Here is a 26,091-nt window from a genome sequence, read left to right as displayed (position 1 = left end):
AAAACAATTAGATGAAAACAAACTTATTATACACCGGACTAATGAGCATAGCGATGCTTTTCTCTGCACAGCATACTTTTGCACAAGAAGATGATAGTAACGATACGATCGCCCGAAAAATTAACATCGAACCAACCTTAGGAAAAAAAGACTATGACGACCGTGGAAAGGAAATTAAATATCCACGTGTATTTGGTGGTCTTACTTTTACACGGATAGATTGGGGGTTTTCGCGTCTGATGGACGATGGAAGTTTTACGTTAGGCGAGGAAAATCAATTTCTGAAATACAAAAAAGCATCCAATTTTGGATTTGATGTCGCCCAATTTGGTGTTCGTTTCAATGAAACTTTCAAAATGTACGTATCTGCAGGTTTCGAATGGAATTACCTCCGGTTGAAAAATGATATTATCCTAGACACCGAAGCGACTCCACTAACGTATAGCCCGTCTGACATCACATATAAAAAGAACATTTTTACGTCTACCTATCTTCGCACGCCATTGAGTTTCGAATGGCGTGGCCGCAGAAATCATCACGGCCACCGTCCGAAAATTGCTTTTGGTGCCATGACGGGGGTGTTACTAAAAGGAACGCAACGATTTAAAAGTGAAGAACACGGTAAACAAAAGTTCAAGGACAACTACAATTTGGCAAGCTTTCAATATGGTGCATTCGCACGGGTAGGGTTTGGATCATTGGGTCTTTTTGCGAAATATTACATGAATGATATGTTCGAAAATAGCCCTAATCAAGAGAACTTAAATAATTTCACATTTGGATTGACTTTAGGGTTCTAATCTGGGCGTAAAGGTAAAAGGCTGCGTTCTTTTTTGTACTTTTGTGCCTCACAAGTTTCAATATTCTCTATGGCGCAGCAAACCTCTTCCTGTCAATACATCCCGACCGACCAAGAAAGGATAGGCATACCACTTATTTATGGTGAAGATCTTTCCCATATCTTTCATGCGAAGCAGGATGTTGTAGCAGTTCATAAAGTTGATTTTGGTATCAAGGAGGGAAAGATTACAGCTATCATTGGAGAATCGGGAAGCGGCAAAACTACATTATTAAAACTTATTTATGGTTTATTAGCGCCCTCTTCGGGCGAGGTGCGCTATCGCGGCTGGTTGATTCCCACTCGAAAAGATAAATTGATTCCCGGACACGATGCGATGAAGTTGGTGTCACAAGGATTTGATGATCTCAACCTATATGCTAAAGTGTGGGATAATATCGCATCCCAATTACCGAACACCAACCTTGCTCGGAAAGAATCTAAGACTCGTGAAACGTTAGACAGGCTAAAGATTCTTCACCTCGCTCAACAACGGGTTGCCGATTTAAGCGGTGGAGAAAAACAACGCGTGGCTATTGCACGTGCACTGGTAAACGAACCGGAGGTATTGCTGATGGACGAGCCATTCAATCAGGTCGATGCGGCATTTCGAGACGCGCTGCAGCAAGATATGCGGCAAATTGTTGAAGAGACCGGACTCACGATAGTTTTAGTATCCCATGATCCGACGGAAGTTTTAGCCATGGCCGATGAGTTAATCGTGATGAAAAGCGCACAGATTGTGGAACAGGGATCTCCTACAACGCTATACTACGAACCAACCCACAGCTACACAGCACAACTTCTAGCAAAGAGCAATATCCTGTCTCCGGATCAAGCCGCACATCTAGGCATCTTAACTGCACAAACCATTGGTATCCATCAAGAAGATGTGATTTTTGTCGAAAACCCACAGGGCGTATTTTATGTAAAAGATATACGTTTCCGTGGTTTTTATAAAGAATGGGTACTGGACAACGGAGAATTTTCGTTACATGCTATCATGCACCCGTTACCCGCTATTCCCATCGGCAGCAAGGTAACGGTCAGTATCGCAAAACACATCACGTTCCGCTAATACCGTTACAACGCGTTTCTGTTCTTCAATTCAGATTTTCCAGCCACGTAAACATATAGTCCGACCATTTTCTGGCATCGGTCTTGTTATTTAGTCCGAAACCATGCCCTCCCGTTGGATAAATAAATATATCATTAACTACACCTACTTTATCCAAAGCTTCTTTGTAACGTAATGCATTCGCAATAAGAACCCCTTTATCATCCTCGGCGTGCACCAAAAACGTAGGTGGGGTTTTCGTAGACACCTGTTTCTCCAATGAAAAATATGCCAAATCACCTGTATTAGGTTCTTCTCCTATCAAGTTTTTCTTAGACCCCTTGTGTGTAATCTCATCATCCATTGAAATAACAGGATAGATCAGTACCGAAAAATCAGGCGCTAAGTTAATGGCGTTTTTATTGTCAATTTTCACATCATCAAAGTGGTTGGATAAAGATGCTGCCAAATGGCCACCGGCGGAAAACCCGATTACGCCGACCCGATCGAAATCGTAATGTTCTCTAATATATTGTATACCACGTTGTGCATCTTGTAAAGGCCCTACTTTTCGCACTTTCATATGCTCATCTTTAGGTAGGCGATAATATAATACAAACGCACTATAACCTTGTTCATTAAATGCTTTCGCTATTTCATGTCCTTCATGACTAATAGCTACATGGGAATACCCTCCACCGGGAATCACCAGTATCGCCTGCTTCGCACTTGGCAATTCATATTTATACAAAACAGGAACATTTTCTTCTCCTAGGTCTTCTGCAGATTTTGTTGCATTGGGAATTTCGGTATATAATGCCACTTTTTCTTGTGCCAGCGAATAATAATTTAATAACACCACAAATAGTATAGAATAAATAAGTTTCATTTTTTATTGATTAGCTACGATAATTAAATCCAGATCTTTTGATGGTAAGTTAAACTTTTCTGCAATGTCCTTATTCGTCAGCATCCCTTGATAGAGATAAATTGCACTACGGATACATTTATCAGACCATATCATATTATTCATACCTCCGCATTCTCCTATTTGGAGAAGTAGAGGCGTCATTATATTGGTGAGGGCGTAGGTCGCCGTACGCGCCACACGTGATGCGATATTAGGAACACAATAGTGTATCACATCGTATTTTCGGAATACCGGTTTGTCATGTGTGGTTACTTCGGAGGTTTCGAAACATCCACCTTGGTCGATACTCACATCGATAAGCACGGCGTTCGGTTTCATATTGGATACCGTATCTTCGGAAATAATGCAGGGAGAACGACCATTCTTCGCTCTTAAGGCGCCTATAACCACATCACAAGATTTAACAGCTTTATTTAATACAATAGGTTGTATCACGGAAGTAAAAACACGACTACCTACATTGTTTTGCAATCTACGTAATCGGTATACAGAACTATCAAATACTTTGACCTGCGCACCGAGGGCAATAGCAGCACGAGCGGCATATTCTCCCACCGTTCCCGCTCCAATAATGACCATTTCCGTTGGAGGAACACCTGTTATGCCGCCCAGCATCAGACCTTTTCCATCAAATATATTACTAAGATATTCTGCTGCGATAAGTACAGAAGTTGCACCTACAATTTCACTCATGGCACGCACAACGGTTAAATGTCCCCCCTCATCTTGCAAATATTCATAAGAAACAGCCGTAATTTGTTTTCGCATCAGCGCTTGTAATATCGGTAGTTTCATGAGTGATGGTTGATGGGATGATAGTAATACCTGCTTATTTTTCATCATACTCACCTCTTCTATAGTGGGGCTTGCAATCTTGATAACAATATCACATTGAAACACCTCCTCTTTATCATGACTGATTCTTGCACCTTGTTCACTATAATGGGAATCTAAAAAGTTGGAAGCTTCACCTGCTCCAGATTCTAGAACGATCTCATGACCATATTCAACGAGTAACGCAACAGATAACGGGGTCAAGGCTATCCGTTTCTCCTGGAAAGATATTTCTTTCGGCACGCCAATTTTTAATGTGTGCCGACTTTTACCCACACTTGCCAATGCTTCTTTCGGCTGAAATATCGCCTTGTGGGCAATTTTTGACATATCGCTCATGCTACAATCCTATCTGTTTTATCAACTAGTGAATTTAGATATTATTCTTGATATTTTGGGAATAAGATTCATAAATCCACTTTTTTTCCTATTTTTACATCCTATGTAAAAATATTTCAATGCAAAAGTTTCCCGTTTTTAACCAAATTGGCATTGTTCCTCGATGGACCATTTTTATTTTTGACTTAGCTATTGCAGCGATCGCTTTTGTGTTCGCGTATGGTCTGTTTCATTCTTTCAATATACAGGAGTACGCAAAGCCACATTTTGCTATAGAGTTAATATATTGTTTGGGAATAACTTCTATTTCTTTTCTAATTTTCAAACTCTATTCTGGCATTGTTCGCTATACCAGTGCTGTGGATTCTATCCGGATTCTATCGACATTGCTTTTTAACGTTATCATTCTGTTCGCGATTAAATTGATTATGATTGCGAGCAATATGCCATCGCTCATTCCGACGAACATCATCATCGTATATAGCCTGTTTGCCTTTACCGGTTTAACAACTTATCGGACGTTAATCAAGATATTTTTCCAGTACAACAAAACTAAAACGTCTGACAAGAAAAACGTCATTGTATATGGTGCCGGTGATCTAGGCATAGCGGTAAAGCGTACCTTCGACCACGACCTTAAATCAAATAAATATATCGTCGCTTATTTGGATGATGATGAGACCAAAATCGGCAAATATATCGACGGTATCAAAATTTTCAGCTCTGGTGATCTGGGACGTTTAATCCATAAACTGGCGATCGATGAATTGATTTTTGCCTCCCATAGAATCAGCTCGGAAAAAAAGAACCAAATTATTGATATATGTTTGGAGCAAAAGATAAACGTACTTACACTCCCTCCCGTGAGTGAGATCATCAATGGTACCGTCTCCCCCACCCAGATCAAAAAAGTTAAAATTGAAGATTTACTAGAACGAGCTCCTATTAAGCTAAAAAATGATTCGCTTTTAGAACAATTGAGAGGTAAACGTATTTTGGTAACTGGTGCTGCAGGCTCCATTGGAAGTGAGATAGCCAAACAACTCGGCCATTTCGAACCACAATTGATTATCTTATGCGATCAAGCAGAATCTCCGCTACATAACCTCCATTTAGACTTACAAGACCGGTTTAAGAACCAAGCTTACCAATCTTTTATCGCCGATGTAAAAAATGAGGATCGAATGCGCATCTTATTTGAGACATTCAAACCGCAATACGTTTATCATGCCGCAGCATACAAGCATGTACCTATGATGGAAAACCATCCGATTGAAGGCGTTCGGACAAATGTATTTGGTACTTTTATTTTAACTAATTTAGCGGTTGAATTCCAGGTATCAAAGTTTGTGTTTGTATCTACAGATAAAGCCGTCAATCCTACCAACGTGATGGGAGCGACCAAACGCATCGCTGAAATGTATGTGCAATCCATGAACAATAATTTGGAAGAAAATCATCCAAATGCAAAAACCCGGTTCATAACGACACGTTTCGGAAATGTCCTTGGATCCAACGGATCGGTTATTCCACGCTTTCGGGAACAAATAGAAAAAGGCGGCCCACTTACGGTGACTCATCCTGAAATCACGCGTTATTTTATGACTATCCCAGAAGCCTGCCAACTGGTTATCGAAGCGGGATGTATGGGCAATGGTGGAGAGATATTCGTGTTCGACATGGGGAAATCCGTCAAAATTGTTGATCTTGCCGAAAAGATGATTAAACTGTCCGGATTTATCCCTTACCAAGATATCGATATCAAGTTTACCGGACTACGGCCCGGCGAAAAACTATATGAGGAATTGCTCAACGATCTGGAAAACACACTCCCTACGCATCACCAAAAAATTATGATTGCGAAGGTGCGAGAAAATAATTTTTCGGAAATCTGTAAACAGATCAATCTCCTTTTGGAGCGTGTTAAAACAAACAATAATGTAGAAATCGTTCGTCAAATGAAAGTTATTGTACCTGAATTTAGGAGTCAAAACTCAATTTATGAACAGCTGGACGGTGAAGTTTCTTCTACTACCAATGGATAGGAAACGTAGGTTTTGGAGGGCCAACCACGGCATTCTTGATAAAAGACACGTAAAATACAGCAGAAAACTTGTATTAAAATTTTAAAAGTGTAATTTTGCGTTCCATATTTATTATACGATAATAACAAATGTCAAATAAAAACGTAAATCAAACTGAACCTAAAAAATCATCGGGTTCATTTTTTCAGGATAATCAAAAAAGCATCACCTTCATCGTGGGTGGTATTATTCTCTTGATTTTATTGTATTTAGGTTATCAGCGACTATACCTAGCCCCGCGCGCAGAAAAGGCAGCCAATCAATTATATAAAGCAGAAGAATATGCTGCAATTGACTCTCTACAAGCTAAAGCTATCGACGGAGACGGATCATTCCTAGGTTTCAAAGAGATTGCGGAAGAATATTCCAATACTAAATCTGCGAATATCGCCAATGCTTACTTAGGTAGCTTGTACCTTCGTCAGGGCAATTTTCAAGAAGCTATAAAATACCTTCAAAAATATTCCGATACGGGTAGTGATATTTTAGATCCTTTGGTTACAGGTTTAATTGGAGATGCTTATTCCGAATCTAAAGATTATAAGAGTGCTGCCAATCATTATAAAAAAGCAGCACAAAAAAGTAAAAATACGTATACGACACCTTTATTCCTTAAAAAATTAGGTTTAGTTTACGAAGCATTAGAGGATTTCAAAAATGCAGAACAGACTTATCAAACGATCAAATCGGACTATCCAAATAGTCCCGAAGCGAATATGATCGATGGTTTTATCGCGCGTACAAAAGCAAAACAATAAATAAGAAATAGCTTATTAAGAGATACGGGCTGCTTATTTTTTATAAGCAGCCTTTTTTATATATCTTTGCACCCATGTCTAGTAGCATGAAGAATTTGTCAGACTTCTCACATATTGAAGTTGGCAACGCGAAGGGTCTAAAATTCGCAATCGTTGTTTCACAGTGGAATGCCCAAGTTACAGGAGCTTTGTTAGATGGTTCTCTGCAAGGTTTACAACAACACGGTGCTGCTGAACATGATATCGATATTATCCAGGTACCCGGTAGCTATGAATTAATTTCTGGAGCGGATATAGCGCTTCGCAATGAATCTTTTGACGCGGTGATATGTCTTGGCTGCGTCATTCAAGGTGAAACGCGACATTTTGATTTTATATGTGACGCCGTAGGAAACGGTATCGCCAATGTTGCCATCAAATACAATAAACCCGTTATTTTCGGCGTATTAACCACGGATAATCTGGGACAGGCATTAGATCGAGCAGGTGGAAAACACGGAAACAAGGGAGAAGAAGCGGCTATTACAGCCATTCAAATGGCACTTGTCAGTAAAAAATACAAGTAATTGTCGCTTCATTTTAAAATTAGGGGTCATCAACTATGAGAACATTCCTAACAGCAATTATTATCGGCATTCTTTCCATTTCGTATGTGCCTATATGGGCACAGGAAGGACAGGAGGCAGGTAAAATACTATTAAAGGGAATCGGAGGAAAAGACAAGTGGGACAGCACAAACTACATTCTCTTTACGGCAAATGGAAACGACATCAAATATTTTCAGAACAGTCGCAAGTTCCTTATCAATATGAAGTCCGGGCAAGCGCGTTTCGAAGGTAGATCTAACGACGGCAACAATATTGTTTCACTGTTTAACTTTAAGACGGGTAAATTATCCAAGTTTTTTGTCAATGGCAATGAAGTAAAACAGATTGATCCTGAAACGCACGAACTTTTCTCCAAAATCAACGAACAATTCAAAAAAGACGCTACTTTTCTTTTTCTGCCTGCACTAATTGAGCAACCCGAAACAAAAACAGGAAAAATATCGTCCAAGATTTTCAATGCTGAAAAATTACAATCGCTCCCTTTTCAACTGAAAGAGGGATTGTCGGGTGAGGTATTATTTAATGGGGAAACGGGATGGATTAAGCAATTTGTAGATAAAGAAGGCCAAACTTATCTTGTAAACGGATATAAAGATATTGGTGGCGGACTATTCCTTCCTACTACCTTTAGGAATTTGGAGAATAATAGCAAAAGTCTTTTATTTTCTACGGTAGCTGCATTTACGGAAATGGAGGAGACAAAGTTTTCGATATTGTAGCTTCTTGAAAAAGAAATCGCTTTTTTTGAATTTTATTTTGCATAGTTAATAATCATTTCTATATTTGCACACCGAAACACAAAAACGGCCCGTTCGTCTAGGGGTTAGGACGCAAGATTTTCATTCTTGAAACAGGGGTTCGATTCCCCTACGGGCTACTTAAGGAGACACCATATACAGGTTGTCTCCTTTTTTTATGCCAATAAAAATCTGTGACCCAAACTGTTAGTGTCTGGTCATTTATAGTTCGATATTTGTGGCCAAGATTTTTAGCCTGTTGTGTAGTATTGTCTGAAAAACCTACTCCTTGATATTGTTATGGCCTTTTTTCCAAAGTTCGATTTCTCCTTAGGGATTCGGCTTCTTTATCCTCTTCCGGTTTGTTGTAGTTCTTTGCGACAAGATAGAGAAAATCCAGTATAATATTGGCTTCTTCCTCGCTCACTTGGATGCCGCTTTTTGCTAGTATTACAATTGCTCGTTTATCCGAAACCTTTTTATCTATAAAACTCATCTTCTTGATCGGTGTTTCTTTGTTAATAATATTTTTGACAATGCCGTGTTCAGATCCAATGACATATCTCCTGTTTTGTAATCGACCCAAAGAGGAGGAATCAGATTGACGAGATGTTTTTTATCAGTCGTATCCATGCTTGAAAATCCTTGAAGAATATTTACAATTGGCCGATCCCCCTGTTGTCGTTGCTTATCAATATTTTTCAATTTCTCGTTAATATCGTTGAGTTCTTTTTTCAGGCACTTGGAATTAACACGATACTCCCTCTTTAATTCGCTATAGTCATCAAGCTTCAGTACCGCCGCGATGAACAGCTTTCTGGCTTGGGATAAGGTCAGTTCCTGTTCTTGTAGTTTTCTCACGACCTGTTGCCGTTCCTGAAGATACTCAGCTTTTTGTGTATTTGTATTCCAGTCTTCCAGAACACAATTGAATATATTGACTGCTTTCTCTGAAAGCATCAAACGCTGAAGTTCCTGCTGGTAACTTTCATTGAGAAGCGGAGCCTTTATTCTTGTTTTGCATCTCCCTCGGCAATGGTAGTATGGATGCTTTTTTGTCGATCCGGTAGAAAAGCTTCCACAGAGTTTTCGGTTGCAAAGAGGGCAGGTTAAAAACCCCGTTAGGAAAAACATTGCCTTCAATTCCTCTCTTTTACTGCTGGTTTTCCTTTTTGTGGTAATGATACGCTGAACTTCGTAAAACAAGGTTTCTGAAATCAATGAATCATGAATTCCTTTTACCATGTACTGCTCCCCAGAGCTGAGTCTTACGGGGATAAGACCGCAATAGGCAGGATTACGGATAAGCTTGGAAAAATACGACCGTGAACATATCAATCCTTTATCTTCAGCCATTCGTCGAACTGCTTCGACCCTATGGATATTTTTGGCAAGCTGATGGAACAGCCATCTTATAATGCCTGCCTCCGGTTGTTTGGGAGCTATAATTTTTTTGCCATCCATCGTTGTCAGATTGATATAGCCAACAGGAGCCTTATTGGGATATCTTCCCATTTGTTTGGCCCTACGTAGACCGTTAGCGGTATTCAGGGCTCTTCTGCTGTTTTCCGCTTCAGGCACTGACAGGTAAACGGCAAGCATGACTGTACTTTCTGGTACAGAGAAGTCTATGGGCTGGTCAATGGCCATTGGTGTCGTTTTGTATTTTCGTAGCATACCTATCATTTCATATGCGTATTCAATATTTCGACTGAAGCGATCCCATTTGATGAAGAGTATATTCTTATCTTCCTTTGATCTGTTTCTGGCTGTCGCAATCAATTTTTTCCATTCTGGACGGTTGAAGTTCTTTGCTGAAAAGTCTTCACGGAAAATGCCTTTAACTTCTATATTGTTGTAATCACAATATTTCAGTAATCGATCTTCCTGCTCCGGTAAGGAATAACCTTTTCTTTTTTGTTCGTCCGTGCTTACGCGGACATATAAGTAAGCTGTTTTCATATCTTTAAAAGTATCTAATTGGGTTTCAAAATCAGCAAGCATTCTAAATTGGAGATTTCTAATCATATATGAAATCTCTAATTATATTCAACTAAAATAGGTTGTGAATTCTTAAGAAGTTTAGTTCTCAATTTACAAATGTTTTTTACTTTAGTAGTGATTAGCTTGAGTCATGGCAATAAACAGTAACGTATTCTCACAGGGCGGAGGTGGTAGTTTTTATGAAATTGAGGTTCAGACGAGCTTTTTTATAAGCTTTCTACTTGACCTGAATATCCCAGGTATATCTGGGAAGATTATGGCTTTCCGCCAACAGTCAGGTTCAGTGGGTTATCGCACCGATGATCTTCTATTAAAGTGCACTCATAAGGACAAGAAGATTAATGTCCTATTCCAAATTAAACATAACTTGGTTGTTTCCGCAAAAGGCGATACGTTTAAACAAGTTGTCACAGATGCTTGGAGTGATTTTCGGAATGCAGAGCTTTTCGATCCTTCAAATGATAAGATTTACATTGTTAAAAGTGATCTGACCAAAGATGAAAAAAATCATTTGAACGTGCTTCTTGATTGGTCCAGATCTAAGTCTGATGCTGAGGATTTTATACAGGAAGTCGATCGTGTCAAGGCAAAAAAAGGGTATTTAGATATCTTTCGATCAATAATCAACGACAATTTTCCTAACGACCTTACTAATGACTTGCTACATCAATTTTGCAGGACACTATATTTTTTGGAGCGAGATTTTGCTCAGGATAACAGTACCGATAAAACCAACTGTATTTCATTATTGGATCAGTTCAGAAATAATCAGGAATGTAGTGGTGAACAGCTTTGGAATGATTTATTTGTCTTAATGGCCGATGGGAACTTCAAAGGTGCATTTTATGAATCTGAAAAATTGCCAACTGACCTAACGGTCAAGCTTTCAAAAACCAATTCTTCAACAATGCTAAATGCTCTGAAGTCTTGGAGTGAACAGAATTATGAGGTCATGGAAATGATTGAGGATAAAATTGGAGACTATACTTTATCCAGAGACAAGATTATGGACAATATAGTCGAATCCATCAATCGGTCGAGAATCGTTGTAATTTCTGGTAATCCAGGACTTGGCAAATCTGCATTGGCAAAAGCGTATATTAAGGAAATACGTGAAAAGCATAACGGAATGGTTTTGTGTTTTAAAGCAGATGAACTTGCCGAAGGAAACCTAAGGGATTACTTTATAAAGCATTTGATTAATTACACCCTCAAAGAGCTTTTTTCACTTTTTGGATCCTTCGAAAATAACATTATCTATATCGACGCGCTTGAAAAATTATTGGAAACGACAGGCACTGCATTTTATCAATTGTTATTGGCAATTAAGGAAATGCCGACCGTTAAGCTCATTATTAGTTGTAGACAATCTAGCCTTCCATTGCTTGATCTAAAATTTCTTAACCAGTTCGAATATGCTCGGGTTGACATCACAGAACTTTCGGATAGTGAACTTAATTTAGTAGTTGACCATGTACCACTAATAAAGCCCTTGGTTGAAAACCAGCGATTAAAGCCCCTACTTAAAATTCCGAAATATTTGGATTTTGCCTATCGAGCAGTGAAGCTAAATGGAAAAGTAGAAGATAATTTTGACGAAGATGCATTTAAAAGCTATCTATGGCAGACCATAATTGAAAATAAGATCAACGAGTTTCATGATGGCCTTCCTGGTAGAAGAAGTAAAGTTTTTGTAGAGATCTCCGTAAAGAGATCAAAAAAAATGCAGCCATTTGTCAGTATTGAACAACCAGATGTTGTGGTATTGGAGAAACTACTTAAGGAGAATGTAATTATCCAGTCAAAAAACGAGGGCTTTTTTGCTCCCGCTCATGATGTACTTGAAGATTGGGCATTAATCAATCATGTCGATTTTCTTTTTAATGAAAATACATCAGCAGAACTTTTTTTTGTTTCTCTGGGCAATGAGCCGGCTATGAGAAGGGCATATAGATTATGGGTAAATTCAGTACTTAAAACTGGTGAACAGAAGAAGGTACGATTTGTAACCCAACAAGCATTATCAATTTCTTACGAGAATTATCGGGCAGATGAATGTTTGATAGCTATCATGCATTCTGAATTTTGCGATAGTTTTTTTGTTGCCAATAAATCATTGATCGTTAAAAATAATTTTGGACTGCTCTTACAGATTATAAAAATCATGAGAACTGCCTGTAAAAAGAACATCGGTGATCAAAATTCAAAATATTATATCCCGATAGGATATGGATGGTCGTGCGTAATTTCCATGATATACGAATATATTGAAGAAATATCGATTGAACATTGGGAAACAATATATAATCTCTTAAAGGAATGGAGTAATATCCTTGATTACCAGCATGGACAAAATTCAACAACAAAAGATGCGGGACTGATTATGCTTTACCTCTTTAAACATCATATAAAACTCGGATATTCCAGAAATAGAGATGGTGATGAAGAGGTCAAATTGCTCGTTCGGTTTAGTGGTGGAATCCAGGATGAATTAAAGTCTATTCTTGAAGAAAGAGATAGTGAAGATGAGTTTGAGGATGACGGATTCTACGATGAAGATCGATTGAAGATAAAACTGATCAAAGTGGCACTATCGGGCTATCCTTCAAAACAGATGGCTAGATGTATGCCAGACATGGTAATCAGTTTAGCAAAGGAGCACTGGATGAAAACTACTTGTCAGGTTTTCTACCCCAAAAACGATCATGATCGGATGATGATGGAAATCACTAGGTCTTCGGGTTCTTTGGATGTCAATGAGTATTTTGGATTGAGAAATGAGGGAAGTAGGCTTAATTATTTTCCAGCTAGCGCAGTCCAGACTCCTGTATATTGGTTGCTGAAATATCATACTTTCCAGGCATTGTGTTTTATTGCGGAAATTAGTAATTGGTGTGCTGAAAATTATGCGCTTTCGGAATTTGCGGAACGAGACGATTTAAGACAACTGGATTTGATTTTACCTGATGGTACCAAGATCCGACAATTTGGAAGTGATCTGTTGTGGTGCGTATACCGTGGAACGGTAAAAGTTTCACCTTATGAATGGCAATCCATACTCATGGCTTTGGAAAAGTATCTGCTTGAATTATGTCAGGAGGGAGCTAAAAATATTGAAAAAATCAATGATCTAATAGATTATCTCCTCAGGAATAGTAATTCGGTAGCGGTTACTGGTGTTATTTCCAGTATATTTCAAGCTTATCCAGAATTTGCAAGTGCCTATATTTCATGTCTATTTTCCAATAGAAAGTTCATTGACTACGATATAGCAAGATTTGTACATGATCAAAGTCATTTCATTCTTAATACATTTCATGAAGTTCATGATGAGGAACGACTAGCTTCGGGCAAACTTCCGCATAGAAAAAAATATCAAGGGGGACTCCAGAATTTTATTCAATATTATTGTTTCAATTATGGAACAGCCAACGAAGAAATATTTAAAGTTTTGGACTACCACAGACAATCTGCTGACCCGTCAGATGTTTCTTGGAAAAAGCGATTAGATGAAATGGATGTAAGAACTTGGAGGGTTACAACAGAATACAACGATGGCAGCAAAGCTGGTTTTCTAATAGAACCGTCTTACAGTGAAGAAATCAAAGAGTACGTGAGTGAACTTAAGGTCTCTCAAAAGGAATCGGAAGTTGATTCAGACCATGTTGTTTGGTTACATAAGGTTGAAAAAGGTGATGTCCTGCCACTAAAGGACAAATGGACAGAAATATGGCAGGGATATATCAAATTGGAAACGTTTGAAACCTTTAAGCACAGACCAGGATTATTGGCTGAAATTGGGATTACAATGCTTTGGGATGAACTGAATCAGGACGAAAAGAATTGGTGTGAGCAGCTTATTGTAACTCTGATAAGCTCAAAAATTGATCGCAGCTATGGTAGCCAACTGGAACTAGAGCCTTTCGCTTCTCCTTTCGATATGAAATCTGCTGTAAAAGCCTTTCCCGTACTTTTATGCTGTAATGATAATGTCAAACAAAATGAATTGGAGAAACTAGCACTTTGCTTCTTAACCTCCCCATTTCAGGACAATGATCCACAGGCTAGCGATTTTTATAAGTCTTTTGGGACAACTATATGGGAAAGAAACGAAGAGCTTGCCATTAAGTTTTTTTCCGGACTACTACAATTTTCAACGTTTTTCAAAACCAATTCACATCTATTCTCCAGATTTAGATCTGAAGAAGATATTGCTCAATATCAAAAAAAGTATGTAAGTTTTATAAACGATGCGATTGACAAAGAACCCTATGTTGACTTATCTAAAATAGATTTCAAAAAATGTTCTTTACGTTACCTCAATAGAGCTATTAACATTTTACCTACTGTTACAGCTCAAACTATAGTTTTTGATTTTATAAAAATCCTTACAGAGCTTGTGATGACATACAAAGTTCCAAAGAGAAACTTTGAAGAAGTGGAAAAAGTCGGATATCTCAGACTTGCTTTACAGTATAAGTTAAGCGAGCTCATCCTATGGAATTCGCATAAATTGAGTTCAGCTATTTTTGAACACCTTCTTGAGCATGCTGGGCGTAATTTAAAAGATGTAAAAAAAGATGACTATGACAGTATATTAGAGATACTTAAGTTCTCAAAGGGAGTTATTGAATCTATTATCATTTTTGCCGATAACAGTTTCCAAGATGAAGATCCTTCTAAAGTAAATTATGCTGTAAGCCAATTTATTGCTGCGTGGACAGTTTTTCGGGATTATCTCGTCAGGAATAACATTTCATTATTTAGTAATCTGTTGTTATTGGATATTGAAGTAAGATGGAAAAATACCGCAGTAAACTGGAAACCAATTGAGATACACCCTTCGTTCTTCATCACTTGCATAAAAATATTTGGACCAATACAGATTCAATCGGTAATTACCTTACTTTCTCATATCGGTGATGAAGTGCTTTTTCAGGATGGCTTTAAGTGGTTAATTACTCATCTCAAAAAAACAGGTAATTTTGAGAATCTAAAACAATACCGTGATATTGAACAATTAATGTCAAGAGGTTATTATAATCATCTCAATGAAATCATGGAAGATGCATCTTTGCTGTCTGATTATCTTGATATGCTTGATGTTTTAGTAAAACAGGGTTCTTCTGATGCATATTGGATTAGAGAATTTATGATATCATTTTCTACCGTAGAGTCTTTAGAGTCATAATCGACTGTCTGCTTGATAATAATCCAGCCTTGTTTTTCATCCTTGCTAAAACTATATGGTCAGGCGTTACGGTAAGGACAGGGAACTGATAATTGTTTTTGTCCTTTATAGCAGAAATTTATCGTAGGAGCTGCATACTGAGAGAGAATTTGAAATAAAAAATGGAGAAAGAATGATTATGAGGAAAAAGCCCAACCTTTTGGTTTACGATGATCTTATTGAGCCGATCTTAAACGGTATAGGGGAATTAAATAAAATTAAGGAACACTACCAAACACAGCCGATCTCAACCGACTTTATTGATAAGGGGATCTTCGCTTATGTGATAGCGTTGTTCGAGGGTTCAATAAATGAATGCATTGAACGGTATCTTTTTTCTTTTCCTGAAAAGCTCCCTAAAATTAGACTTGATTCTGAAAAGTACAAGAATGAACTTCTAAGCGGAGATTTCACATATGAGTTTATAGCACATCTTATTTCAACTTATATCTCTGAGAGTAGTTACGACAACACCGGCAAATTGCTTCAAGCGTATTCCGAATTGTTGGAAATAGGTGATCTCTCGTCATTGTATAGTAAAAGACTTCGTGAAAAAAAAGCAAGAAGAAACTCGCTGATCCATAATAATTTAAAGGTTGATTTGAAATATATCTGGACGACAGGTGCTGATCCTAGGAATAAGGGCAAATATATGAGAATTAATCAGGGATACGTGTTAGAAGCAATAGATGATGTGTCGGCGATCCTTAATAAGATACTTGAAGAACTTGAGAAAAAATATAGTTCGTACACCATCTTGAATGCTGTAAAGCAAGTTTGGAACTATTTGTTCAGCTCCCCGATTATGCAATTTGATGATTACTGGGGAACTACTAATGATATGTTATTTCTCAAACCTGAAACAATAAAAAAATATTACAAGAGTTTGTCGTCCAGTGAACGGTCCTTGTTGTTCTATTTTGTCCAGAACTATAATGTGGGTGCATTTGAAAAGATATTTAAGGTACACGATTTGAACATGCAGGTAAGTAATAACCATGGGATGATCTTTTTAGTAAGTGTTTTTGACCGATACCCATTATTACTACAAAATCTTAAATCTATTAAGCCCTCAAATTCTATTTCATTTCTCAAAGATTGATACAGGCTCTTTTAAGTGAATTATTCATGATTGAATGATTTACTTGAAAAATGAAGTATTGTTAATAATTAGTATTTTAGGATCTATTTATAAAATACAAAAAGCGAATACTATGTGAAATGTTTGAGGGATAGTTGAAAAAGCAGTTAAGTTTGAAATTAATCAAATTGCGATTTAACAATCACCGCTTTATTTTAAATAACCATTGGCTACAAATCATAGAACGAGGAACCAACAATGCGAACTAAAAGAACAGACATCTCGGATTATGTTATTCATTTTTTACGGAAACAAGATGTAAAAGATCTTCCTTTGGTATTCGAGCTTGGCGGTCAAATGCACTTGGCTGAGAATGATAAGATTGCTCGAATGACGGAGATGGAATGTATGTTTAATATCATTGTCGAAGGTGGGCTTAGAGGTAGTTTTTCTTTCAGGAATGGTAAAGCTACCATTTATGGTTTTGAGCCAACAATATGTTTTACTGAAATGCCAATAATCAACCTGTTAGAATATCGTAACTTAAGAAAAAACCCATACCGTGTATCTGACTACGGAATTGCTGTCAAAAAAAAAGATCTTTTTAAAAAGGGAGGGAGACCGGTCATTTATGGGCTTTCTGTAGACAATATCTTTGAATTTGATGAGTCTCCAATGGATAATCCAAGTCTCAGGGTTATCAAGGAGACTGTTTTACCCATAAGAGAACAATATCGTTATGTAGCTTTTCAGTTGGGAGATACAAAGGAGATAGACTGGACTCATGAAAGGGAATGGAGGATTATTGGAAATGATGAGATATGGCCTGATAACGAAAATTATGACAATTATTTCTATGGTCTATATCTCTTTGACATCGACAGTTTTGATGAAGTTATTCTTATCGTAAAAAGTAAGCAGGAGGCCTTGGTGTTAGAACGATATGTTAGGACAATACGGGAAAGTGGTTATATACGATCTGGAGAATTTACTGCCAATATTAAATTTCTTATTCTGGATCTTGCTATAGAATTATTTGCTAAAGGAAAAGTGAAAAACATAGAAGATCTGCCTGTTGATGTGTTCTATACTTTCAATTATACCCCGCTTAGTCAAGAAAAAATAGAGAAGCTAAATCAGGTATTGGCATTTTGTAAATTGGAGGCTAAAAGACTTGGAGAAGAATATTTGGAAAAAAATGAGGATTTTGGATTTTGTGGTTGGTGCAATATTGTTAGTCAAGAAACGGACAATCCAACGGTACGATATCTAGTCGAAAATGACATGGTTCTTGTTTATGATGGATGCTATGCATTGAAAGACATCTTCAGCTTGGCACCACATGCTCAAAGTTTGGATTATAATACTTTTATAGCGGAAAAAATTTGTAAAATCCTTAACAATCAATATGAGGACATATTCTACGTGGTAAGTCATGATGATTAATTTAAGTCCATATTATATAATGACTATCTAAGAAAAGTTAGACCAAATTTATTATACATTTAAAAGATATGGATGAGAAATTGTCTTCTCTTTCAATCAATACCCTCGAAAATAAAAAAGAGAGAAATCATATCTCGTTAATGCCAATACCTACTCCGTTGAAAAATCAACGGGTTGTTGAGTTAGCCAACAAAATAGATAGAAAAAATTTCTTAACGTCTATAAGAAATAATATAGATAAAATAATTGAGAAACAAAATGTTGATGCGAATTGCCAATGCATATTTTTACTTCAGTCTTTGAATTGGTTTCCAAAATCCCCATCCCTCCGATGTTTTGTTCTATCAAGACTTGAAGAAACAGACAAATTGTTCGCAGCTAATATGACAAAAGAAGGTATAGCTCTCATCATGAAGTTAAGGAAACAGAGGAGAGTCTGATATAGGGAATGATTCGGTAGAAACCCGCCTAAAATCTAGTAGAAAGATTGCCCAACTGCCAGATCAGATCGAAACTATTTTGTAATCTACTCAAAAATATCCTTAGCGTTTAATATCGCTTCACAATCCTCTAATAGGCGGCTTCCGCAACTCTTTACTTAAGACACCATATAACAGTTATCTCCTTTTTTTATGTCAATAAAAATCTGTGAATCAATATGTTAATACCCGGTTGTTTATAGTTCGATATTTATGGGTAAAATCTGTAGGCTTTTGTTGAAGACTACCTTAAAAACACACTCTACTATAGCATTAAGACCTTTTTTTAAAAGTTCGATTTCTCCTGTGGGATGGGGTTGCAAAGCTGAGCAATGAGTTTAGTAGCTAGCTTGGAACGAAATGTGGTGGCTACTTTGGCAGAAATCTACACACTAAGAGCAGGTTATTCTTAGCACTTTGCTATGTCCAAAATTTCGGACGGCCCTTACGGGCAATAATTTTTAGAAAGTGAATTAAATTCCTGTCGAATTCAATCACACAGTATATTTTTAAATGAATTATACATAGCATTTTTCGCTACTTGTCCTCAGAATTCCGGTTAAAAACTCTATCCAGCTCCTCCCGATACCTTTTAACATCCTCTGGGTTAGCGTAGGTTGTACTTACAGCGCTTCCATTTTCCCAATCTGTTGTGCCAAAAGCATACATGCTAGATAAGGCGTACGGTTTGTAAGTGCCTTTTAATAGTGCAATGATGTCGAAGGCAAATTCCGAGAAGTAAGTTTCCGAGTGAGTTATTCTTGCTCTTAAATGGTATTTGCCGACTTTTTTGCATTTGGAGTGCGCCCAAAAGAGCAGGGAGTTGCGACATGGTTCTTCTTCATCATACAGATACTCGAACAAGATCTTTCCACTGGAATATTTTTCGTGCGATTCTGGACGAAGGATGTAGCCGCCATAAAATCCCCTAAGGTCTGAACCATCTAAATAGGCATCGAGTGCTGCAAAATCCTTTTCATTGCTTTTGTGCAATTCAAAGAAAACAGTTGCACAAAAGAAAGTTTTGGGCAGGTAAAATCTATAGTCATGGACTGAAGGTTTAGGGATCCCCATCAACGGTCTCAATTTCCTCAAATGCTCGACAGCCTGTTTTACACTTTTTTTATTGAACACGGACTTTACCTCGATTACTCCATACACGTATTCGACAGGGATGGCCAGTGATCTACCGGAGTCGGAAGAGTCCGGATTGCCTTCGACCCAAAGAATAGGCGACTCCATCTGGTCATAGATGATTACATCATAATGCACCATGTTCTCTGAGTTAGGAATGCCCTGCGAGACAATATAGCCAGAGGTGACGCCATATCGCTTTGGTAGGAAGTTGGTGAGCCACCTGCGAAACTCGGCTTCGGCAACATTGCCGTGTTCGGTCTGTACCGCTCTTTTACGGCTCATCTCACGTGCCCTATCGTATGCCGCTAGCATTTCATCCCTTGCCATTAGGAACTGTTTCCAGCCCTGATTGGGTGTCTGTATCTTCAGTGGAAGAGTATCTTTTGCCATGAAACTTAACTTTACACGCTAATTTACAAAATTAGATTCAGAGCGAGCAGGTTGTTTAAATCAAAAGTTTTATGCCATTGTCCTAAAGCATTTTTTCGTTCGCTCTTCGAAATGCGTACAAGGAAAAGCAGGTGTGTCTAACAACACGATCAGCCAGCATTAAAATGGGATGATATCTTGGATATAGAAGCACTCACCTATATCTCAAAGAAGGGATATCGGGTCGATACATAAGCCTGCACTTGCAGACAAGAAGGATGGTGGTGCGGGACAGAGGCATTCTAAGTGATATCGATTAGCCGATTCTCGAAACGCGTATTTATCAATGTTTTTCATAATTTTAGAGTTGAGATTTTCAACTCGTTATAATAGGGGTTTTTACCATTTTATTTTGATTAAAAAATGATATTTAGGTTTGGAGAACATTATTATCTAGAAGGGGCGTCTTCTTTTTGGGAGACCTTAATTATTACAATTATAGGGGCATTTCTTGGAATTTTAGGTTCACTATACATTTTTCGGAAAACTATCCGCCATGATCATAAGGCTTCGTTGCTATCGAGAGAGTCCTATTTAAAAGACAGATTGTTTTTTTTGTCTCTTTTGCTGGAAGACGCTTTAGAAACAGTTGCAAAGCAGAAAGGATATTTCGTTGAACAAGGTGAAATAATAAAAGGTTCTCCGTTCGAGTTAACTTTGCCCAAGTTAGTGGTCTCTCAACATTTAAATAGAATAAGAACTATTGACTCCCAAGACGTATTTCAGGGTTTTACATTGTTGTTTGGTAGCGATGAAAATAATATAGAGAAGTACAAGGAATTTTTAGGACGATTGGATTTTATAGATCAACGTTTGCAACAGGTAATGGTTGGCAATGAAAAACACATAAAGACGAGTATTACATTAAGGACAAAATTTAAAAGTATTGCTGATAATTTTTATAGTATTATGCCGGGGTTGATAGCAGTGGATAACTCGCTATATGAAAAATATTTAGATATATTCAATCAACTTCTATTAGAAAAGCCATTAAATATTGAGAGTTTCTATAACGAATTTTGCGTTTCCATGTTCGAAGAAGTGAAACAACAACCTCCAACTGAAGTAGTCCAACGATTTATCTATGAGATACGTACATTAACAACCACATTAGATGAATTGAGATACAACAATTTGTACTATGTCGATTCTGAAATATCAGTATTGGAAAAAGAAATACAGCCCCAGCTTGAAAAACTGTTGGAATTTAATAAGGAAATAAAGGAAAAACTAAGCTATTAAAACTGAAATATAAGGGATAAGGCCAAGGTTATATAGCGATTTGATCAATACGAAACAATACAAAAATGAAAGTAGGAAGAAACGACCTCTGTAGTTGTGGTAGCGGCATCAAATTTAAAAAGTGTTGTATAAATAAGAGTATTCTATCAAAGTCTGATGGATTGCAATCACAGGATGTAGCCAAACCTTTTTTCAGTAATTATTCGACATCAGAATTACTGAAAACGTTTGCTGGTTTAACCCTTATGCCAGAAAACCATGGCAAGAATTTCAGGCTTGAAGAATTGACTACTAGATCTATTCTTTCTATGAATGAGTTAGGCATCCCTACCTCAAAGGAGATCCAGCATTTTACAGAAAAGGAGTTTCCTGCTAGCTATATGGAGGATCCTTGTGTAAATCTTTTTACTGAGTTGGTATCTTTTTACGGTGGAGATTATTTGTTGTTGCCTGGAATTACGGAGACTGGCGAACAGATTCTGACGAATCTGTTAACAGCAATATATCAATGGCCGAAAACGGAACTCCCTCTCCAGTATAGAACCAACATTAGACATGTCGCTAAACTGTTGCTTTTAATCAGCGATATTGTTGCAAAACGAGCGGGATTGCAACGATACCAGGACGGATTAAAAACAGACTCTCTAATTTTCGTTCCTAATGACGATAAACTGGAACAGCTTAAGGCCGCAGTTACATTTACAGATGCAAAAATGCGATTGCTTCTTAAGGAACATGGAATCGCTCAACAGGCTTTAGATTTATTCGTTCTGGATCCTTCAACTTTGCCTGCAGATATATTTGAGATCGAAAGAAACCCAATTTTATATAAACCGATCATCCAACTAAACGGGGAGTATATCATTACCTCTCCTGCAAGCATTGGTTTGGCTTTAACTGATTATATGTGGGCAGAAGCTGATCGTGCTGGGGTCGTAATTAGTTTGGGAGACGCATATCATGATGTTATTTGGAATTCGATGCAGCTATACTTGGGGCAACTTGGCTTTAAATCTGTGGAAGTAAATGGATCGGAGAAATTGTGTAATGAACGTTCCACTTATTATACATTTGATACCGATAAGATAGCCTACATTTCTTATATTGCTGATAATGGGGTGGGTTATCATCAAACGCCTGAACATGCTATCAAAGGCTCAGTCTCTCCTGAGGAAACGGAAAATGCAATCACCATACTCAAAGCCGATAAAAATTTCGGGCATTTCCATATTTTGCAGCTAACGCTGTTATCCATGATAGGCCGAACAGTCTATTTTATGAATAAAGCACACGAAGAGATTCCAGCGATCGTAACTAGTGCGTTTGATATTGAGGCCTTATGGCGACTTCAAAATGTAAACGCAATTGATCTATGGAAGTTTGCATTGACTAAGGAAAGATTTACTTCCCATATTTTACCTGCGCAATTCTCAGTCCTTGATTTGTTGAAATTCTATAAAGAACAGAACGATTCCTTTTACTATACAGACGAGGTGAAAGATCCGATGCCGCCACTAAATTTTGGCGCGTCAAAAGAGTGGCTGGTCAAGGCTAAAACAAAAGTAGACGCACACGCCATAAATTACAATATCAATCACAGAATCGTTTCTGTTCCCGTTCAAAGAAAAGACACTTATGCACCGATATATCTAAATCTAATGGATTTGGCTGAACAGAGGTTGAGATTCGCGGTAGAAGGATTTAACCAGCCCGTCTGGGTGGAAGCCAAGAACTTGCCATTTCCATTAAACAAGGAGCTAAGGGATATTTATTGGCAACTGTGCGATGCAATCGCTTATTGGCTTTGGCAAATTCAAAGTCAGGTAAATTCATTTTTGAAACTACTTGGAAACGATCCGATAATCATAACTTTCGAACTCGATGATCCATCAAAATTTGAAAACATCAGGCGGGATTTTAAAAGGGAGGAGCATCTGGCTTCTTTCTTCAAAGTCGGTGTTACCAAATTTGGATTTAATATCATCGTCCCCCATCAACTGATCCCATATCTATATGGTTCCGACAATGAAGGCGAACGCATTCTTGTAACACAGCTTATGTACGGTTTCAATCAAATTTTATCTGAAAAGGACTTACCTATTATACCGGAAGAACGGCTGGAGGATATTCTGGCGAAACAAGCACCACTTGGTATGAAAAAGAAATTCTTCATATTGGATAGCAATGACAATATGCTAATAGATCCGAGACATATAACAGAACACAGGTATGTCCAAGAATATGATGTAAGCAAGGTATTGGATACGATTGTTCCGGCACTCGGTAATAGTTGTCCTCCAGTTGGTGAGCTTGAAACCAAAGATGAACGCCAGGCTTTTGCAGATAAGCTGGCTAAAGAAGTCCTGCTAAACATGTTGCGGGAAAAATTACGGTCGTACAATAGCACTGAACTATTGAAAATTTTAATTGGAAAACACGAAAGCCTGATTCATAAAAGGGAAGAAATAAGAATACATACACCCACCAGGATCGCATGTTTCGTTTCACAGGAACAACAGCAAGAGGACTTGGAAGAAAGTATGGGTAAACTCAGCCGGACAACTGTTGCCATCAGGGGGATTATTGAACACATCACAGCGGAACCTTACTATGGCGACCGACCTATATCTACAACCGCAATAGATGAATTGATTGGCATAATGGATCAAATAATTTCCTGGGGTTCTACAAGCGACCACATCTTCTTCAACCTATTTGATACACGCATCGGCATTTTGAACTCTGGCCGGATTGGCACGGATAAGAAAATCCATCATGAGGTCTTTGACCCCTACCACCGATCAAAGGCTTCTGAAAATGTCTCAGACGCCATTGCAACATTCAAGCAGGTTTTTCCTCAAAATAATTCTGTTAAAGGGAAAGAGGTGCCTATTAATCTCGATGAAGCTTTTATAACCGACTATGGAATCAGTTTCACAAGAATATGTCAATTTATAGACGGACTGGCTGGAATAGGCTTCTCTCAAGATAGGGATTATGCATCACTGCCTTTAAATCTGCTTAGAGCAGAAATCAACAAAGGAACTTTTGTTTTTGAACAGGAAGAATTTGATCGTGCAATTGCATTTCTCTCGCTAACCCATCGTGGTAATGTGACCACAATCCCGGAAGGGTATCAGGACATCGATGTTCAGCCTTGGCGGTTTAACCGGTTATTGTCCCTCATGCGAAGGCCTCTTATAATTGTAGATGAGGCTGGTGCGAAAGTAGCCTATTGGGGGGCACGGCAGGTTTTGGCATCAAGAATATATCTGGCAGAGCAATGCCAGATGGATCGCTTTAGGGTATTGAAAAATGAAAAAGCTGTTAAAAAGGTTTTGGGAGAGTTCGCACAAATGCGAGGTGATGCATTGGTCAAAAAAGTGGTCGATTCCATCGATGCGACAGCCCTAATTATCGCAACAGATCAATTTATTGGACCTAAAAATGAGCATCAGTTTAAGCACACTACATTGATAGGAGATATTGATGTTTTGATTATAGATCCTCAAAGGAAAAAGATAGCTAGTCTGGAATGCAAGGCGATGGCTCCAAGCAGAAATATTCGAGAAATGGTAGAGGAATCATCAAAACTCTTTGGAGGATCTGAAAAAAAAGGGTGGATAGATAAGCATATGGAACGGGATTTATGGTTAAAATCAAATCTTCATCAGCTGAGTGAAAAATTTGGAATCGACGTTGATGATTATCAGGTGCTGTCCTTTTTTATAACGGAAGAAGACATGCTGACTCCCCACCTTAGAGAGATGGATCTACCATTGCCCTTCCTTTCCAGCTATGTTATACAGAAGGAAGGCTACGATGCGATATCGAGAAATTTCCCAGCTGAACCACAATCAAAGAATTAACACATAGTATATGGATCTAAACTCATCTATTATTTTAAATTTGTATCGAGGGGATGATATAAATAACGATCGGACGAAACCTGCCATTTATCGGTCTGAAGGCATCGTCTCTGGAGCATTTGGTAATTTTGGAGATCCGTTAAATATAGAACGGATCGGGTTTTTAGAAACCATCAAACAACATATAGATCACGTAAAAGAATACGAAAAAAGCTACTATGCGATCACTGATTATATTTCATTTTCAGAAGATGAGGGACGGGCCAAAGATTGGGCTTCCAGGATGCACGCTGATGACCTGATCGTATGTAATGAACCCTATCTCGAAACTAGGTATATTTTCCACGTGAAGATACCTTTTGGCGACCTAAAACCAATTGCTGAAGGCGTATGGGACTTTGCTTTTTCCTGCAACCCTAACCGTAAAACCCCCAGTAAGTTAAATAGCGATGAGCCTTTCGAAACAATTGCCTTAGAATGGGCGCTTAGTAATGCGGGTTGTGGCGTATGCAATGCTTCTGAAAAGAAGCATAGTTTAATCGTCGTAAATCCTAGGATACTTATGGAACATTTTACGGGACAGAAAAAATACAACAGGGCCAATAAGCTTATTTCAAAAAATAGCGAATGGCTTTTATTGCCTAACGATATAGTGAATTTTGGCTGCCGCGGCACAAGAATTCAGGTTGCGGATTTCTGGGATGTTCAAGGGTATGTAATGAAAAACGAAATGGAGCGTAATCCTTACGTTTTACCATATACAGGTTACTAATATTTATCTTATTTTAACGCATAAGCTGCCAAATTTGTATCACATGGCAAGGCGATTGAAGTTTTAAGCAGTTATAGGGTAATTCTTGAGACGATAATCAATCGATTCCGTGTGCTAACCGATAGCTCGGGGCGCTCATATGGATGAAATAAAAAGCTGGAAGAATTTTGGGCTTACTGTACCCTATGCCAACGGCAATACGGGGAGGGGTTATCT

At 38.1% G+C, this 26,091-nt stretch carries 18 protein-coding genes and 1 tRNA gene; 14 read left to right on the top strand and 5 right to left on the bottom strand.

The window, feature by feature from the left end:
- The first annotated feature begins 11 nt into the window (after positions 1 to 11).
- Together H8B06_RS17480 and H8B06_RS17475 are read left to right on the top strand one after the other, a co-directional pair.
- Positions 12 to 800 carry an outer membrane beta-barrel protein gene (locus tag H8B06_RS17480; protein WP_190995493.1) on the top strand — a complete coding sequence of 263 codons (789 nt, stop codon included), beginning with the start codon at positions 12 to 14 and terminating at the stop codon, positions 798 to 800.
- Between the two features lie 69 nt (positions 801 to 869).
- The gene (locus tag H8B06_RS17475; RefSeq protein ID WP_190995492.1) at positions 870 to 1,916 is read left to right on the top strand and encodes an ABC transporter ATP-binding protein; all 1,047 of its coding nucleotides are present in this window, start codon (positions 870 to 872) and stop codon (positions 1,914 to 1,916) included.
- Positions 1,917 to 1,941: 25 nt separating this feature from the next.
- Here H8B06_RS17475 and H8B06_RS17470 read toward each other — a convergent pair whose 3' ends face one another.
- Together H8B06_RS17470 and H8B06_RS17465 are read right to left on the bottom strand one after the other, a co-directional pair.
- Entirely contained in the window at positions 1,942 to 2,784 is an 843-nt protein-coding gene (locus H8B06_RS17470) for an alpha/beta hydrolase (protein ID WP_190995491.1), read from the bottom strand.
- 3 nt (positions 2,785 to 2,787) lie between these two features.
- Complete coding sequence (locus H8B06_RS17465) at positions 2,788 to 3,999, bottom strand: alanine dehydrogenase (protein ID WP_190995490.1); 1,212 nt, start codon at positions 3,997 to 3,999, stop codon at positions 2,788 to 2,790.
- Positions 4,000 to 4,118: 119 nt separating this feature from the next.
- Between H8B06_RS17465 and H8B06_RS17460 the strand changes: the two genes are divergently transcribed.
- The 5 genes from H8B06_RS17460 to H8B06_RS17440 all read left to right on the top strand — a co-directional run bounded on the left by H8B06_RS17460 (position 4,119) and on the right by H8B06_RS17440 (position 8,326).
- Complete coding sequence (locus H8B06_RS17460) at positions 4,119 to 6,044, top strand: polysaccharide biosynthesis protein (protein ID WP_190995489.1); 1,926 nt, start codon at positions 4,119 to 4,121, stop codon at positions 6,042 to 6,044.
- A gap of 128 nt (positions 6,045 to 6,172) precedes the next feature.
- Positions 6,173 to 6,841 carry a tetratricopeptide repeat protein gene (locus tag H8B06_RS17455; protein ID WP_190995488.1) on the top strand — a complete coding sequence of 223 codons (669 nt, stop codon included), beginning with the start codon at positions 6,173 to 6,175 and terminating at the stop codon, positions 6,839 to 6,841.
- Between the two features lie 74 nt (positions 6,842 to 6,915).
- Positions 6,916 to 7,407, top strand: coding sequence for a 6,7-dimethyl-8-ribityllumazine synthase (ribH, locus tag H8B06_RS17450; protein WP_190995487.1), 492 nt, complete (start codon positions 6,916 to 6,918; stop codon positions 7,405 to 7,407).
- A 35-nt stretch (positions 7,408 to 7,442) separates the two neighbouring features.
- The gene (locus tag H8B06_RS17445) at positions 7,443 to 8,168 is read left to right on the top strand and encodes a hypothetical protein (RefSeq protein ID WP_190995486.1); all 726 of its coding nucleotides are present in this window, start codon (positions 7,443 to 7,445) and stop codon (positions 8,166 to 8,168) included.
- Positions 8,169 to 8,254: 86 nt separating this feature from the next.
- Positions 8,255 to 8,326, top strand: a tRNA-Glu gene (locus H8B06_RS17440).
- A gap of 158 nt (positions 8,327 to 8,484) precedes the next feature.
- On the opposite strand, the gene H8B06_RS17435 is transcribed toward H8B06_RS17440, so the two are convergent.
- Together H8B06_RS17435 and H8B06_RS17430 are read right to left on the bottom strand one after the other, a co-directional pair.
- Positions 8,485 to 8,682, bottom strand: coding sequence for a PTS sugar transporter subunit IIBC (locus tag H8B06_RS17435; RefSeq protein ID WP_190995485.1), 198 nt, complete (start codon positions 8,680 to 8,682; stop codon positions 8,485 to 8,487).
- Complete coding sequence (locus H8B06_RS17430; protein WP_223857744.1) at positions 8,679 to 10,214, bottom strand: recombinase family protein; 1,536 nt, start codon at positions 10,212 to 10,214, stop codon at positions 8,679 to 8,681. Before H8B06_RS17430 ends, H8B06_RS17435 begins: the two co-directional genes overlap by 4 nt.
- A 106-nt stretch (positions 10,215 to 10,320) precedes the next feature.
- On the opposite strand from H8B06_RS17430, the gene H8B06_RS17425 reads away from it, so the two are divergent.
- From H8B06_RS17425 to H8B06_RS17410, 4 genes are all read left to right on the top strand, one after another.
- Positions 10,321 to 15,381, top strand: coding sequence for an NACHT domain-containing protein (locus H8B06_RS17425; RefSeq protein ID WP_190995483.1), 5,061 nt, complete (start codon positions 10,321 to 10,323; stop codon positions 15,379 to 15,381).
- A 172-nt stretch (positions 15,382 to 15,553) separates the two neighbouring features.
- Complete coding sequence (locus H8B06_RS17420; RefSeq protein WP_190995482.1) at positions 15,554 to 16,522, top strand: hypothetical protein; 969 nt, start codon at positions 15,554 to 15,556, stop codon at positions 16,520 to 16,522.
- A gap of 237 nt (positions 16,523 to 16,759) precedes the next feature.
- A complete protein-coding gene (locus tag H8B06_RS17415; protein WP_190995481.1) occupies positions 16,760 to 17,947 on the top strand; it encodes a hypothetical protein in 1,188 nt (395 codons plus the stop codon).
- Positions 17,948 to 18,015: 68 nt separating this feature from the next.
- Positions 18,016 to 18,387 carry a hypothetical protein gene (locus tag H8B06_RS17410; RefSeq protein ID WP_190995480.1) on the top strand — a complete coding sequence of 124 codons (372 nt, stop codon included), beginning with the start codon at positions 18,016 to 18,018 and terminating at the stop codon, positions 18,385 to 18,387.
- A gap of 576 nt (positions 18,388 to 18,963) precedes the next feature.
- Here the strand turns inward: H8B06_RS17410 and H8B06_RS17405 are convergent.
- Positions 18,964 to 19,953: a DUF6602 domain-containing protein gene (locus H8B06_RS17405; RefSeq protein ID WP_190995479.1), complete on the bottom strand. Its 990-nt coding sequence runs from the start codon at positions 19,951 to 19,953 to the stop codon at positions 18,964 to 18,966.
- 402 nt (positions 19,954 to 20,355) lie between these two features.
- On the opposite strand from H8B06_RS17405, the gene H8B06_RS17400 reads away from it, so the two are divergent.
- From H8B06_RS17400 to H8B06_RS17390, 3 genes are all read left to right on the top strand, one after another.
- Entirely contained in the window at positions 20,356 to 21,234 is an 879-nt protein-coding gene (locus H8B06_RS17400) for a hypothetical protein (RefSeq protein ID WP_190995478.1), read from the top strand.
- Between the two features lie 65 nt (positions 21,235 to 21,299).
- The gene (locus H8B06_RS17395) at positions 21,300 to 25,103 is read left to right on the top strand and encodes a YecA family protein (RefSeq protein ID WP_190995477.1); all 3,804 of its coding nucleotides are present in this window, start codon (positions 21,300 to 21,302) and stop codon (positions 25,101 to 25,103) included.
- Between the two features lie 10 nt (positions 25,104 to 25,113).
- Positions 25,114 to 25,875, top strand: coding sequence for a hypothetical protein (locus H8B06_RS17390; RefSeq protein WP_190995476.1), 762 nt, complete (start codon positions 25,114 to 25,116; stop codon positions 25,873 to 25,875).
- Positions 25,876 to 26,091: the final 216 nt, after the last annotated feature.

Source organism: Sphingobacterium micropteri (assembly GCF_014692515.1).
Taxonomy (GTDB): Bacteria; Bacteroidota; Bacteroidia; order Sphingobacteriales; family Sphingobacteriaceae; genus Sphingobacterium; species Sphingobacterium micropteri.
The sequence above is the reverse complement of the archived record's forward strand: the minus strand, read 5'-3'. Positions and strand labels throughout refer to the sequence as shown.

Bases quoted from the DNA above. Each gene is read 5' to 3' on its own strand.
- H8B06_RS17470 (WP_190995491.1), bottom strand. From the start codon at position 2,784: ATGAAACTTATTTATTCTATACTATTTGTGGTGTTATTAAATTATTAT.
- H8B06_RS17475 (WP_190995492.1), top strand. From the start codon at position 870: ATGGCGCAGCAAACCTCTTCCTGTCAATACATCCCGACCGACCAAGAA.
- H8B06_RS17400 (WP_190995478.1), top strand. From the start codon at position 20,356: ATGATATTTAGGTTTGGAGAACATTATTATCTAGAAGGGGCGTCTTCT.
- H8B06_RS17430 (WP_223857744.1), bottom strand. From the start codon at position 10,214: ATGATTAGAAATCTCCAATTTAGAATGCTTGCTGATTTTGAAACCCAA.
- H8B06_RS17395 (WP_190995477.1), top strand. From the start codon at position 21,300: ATGAAAGTAGGAAGAAACGACCTCTGTAGTTGTGGTAGCGGCATCAAA.
- H8B06_RS17460 (WP_190995489.1), top strand. From the start codon at position 4,119: ATGCAAAAGTTTCCCGTTTTTAACCAAATTGGCATTGTTCCTCGATGG.
- ribH (WP_190995487.1), top strand. From the start codon at position 6,916: ATGTCTAGTAGCATGAAGAATTTGTCAGACTTCTCACATATTGAAGTT.
- H8B06_RS17465 (WP_190995490.1), bottom strand. From the start codon at position 3,999: ATGAGCGATATGTCAAAAATTGCCCACAAGGCGATATTTCAGCCGAAA.
- H8B06_RS17405 (WP_190995479.1), bottom strand. From the start codon at position 19,953: ATGGCAAAAGATACTCTTCCACTGAAGATACAGACACCCAATCAGGGC.
- H8B06_RS17410 (WP_190995480.1), top strand. From the start codon at position 18,016: ATGGATGAGAAATTGTCTTCTCTTTCAATCAATACCCTCGAAAATAAA.
- H8B06_RS17435 (WP_190995485.1), bottom strand. From the start codon at position 8,682: ATGAGTTTTATAGATAAAAAGGTTTCGGATAAACGAGCAATTGTAATA.
- H8B06_RS17455 (WP_190995488.1), top strand. From the start codon at position 6,173: ATGTCAAATAAAAACGTAAATCAAACTGAACCTAAAAAATCATCGGGT.
- H8B06_RS17480 (WP_190995493.1), top strand. From the start codon at position 12: ATGAAAACAAACTTATTATACACCGGACTAATGAGCATAGCGATGCTT.
- H8B06_RS17415 (WP_190995481.1), top strand. From the start codon at position 16,760: ATGCGAACTAAAAGAACAGACATCTCGGATTATGTTATTCATTTTTTA.
- H8B06_RS17445 (WP_190995486.1), top strand. From the start codon at position 7,443: ATGAGAACATTCCTAACAGCAATTATTATCGGCATTCTTTCCATTTCG.
- H8B06_RS17425 (WP_190995483.1), top strand. From the start codon at position 10,321: ATGGCAATAAACAGTAACGTATTCTCACAGGGCGGAGGTGGTAGTTTT.
- H8B06_RS17390 (WP_190995476.1), top strand. From the start codon at position 25,114: ATGGATCTAAACTCATCTATTATTTTAAATTTGTATCGAGGGGATGAT.
- H8B06_RS17420 (WP_190995482.1), top strand. From the start codon at position 15,554: ATGATTATGAGGAAAAAGCCCAACCTTTTGGTTTACGATGATCTTATT.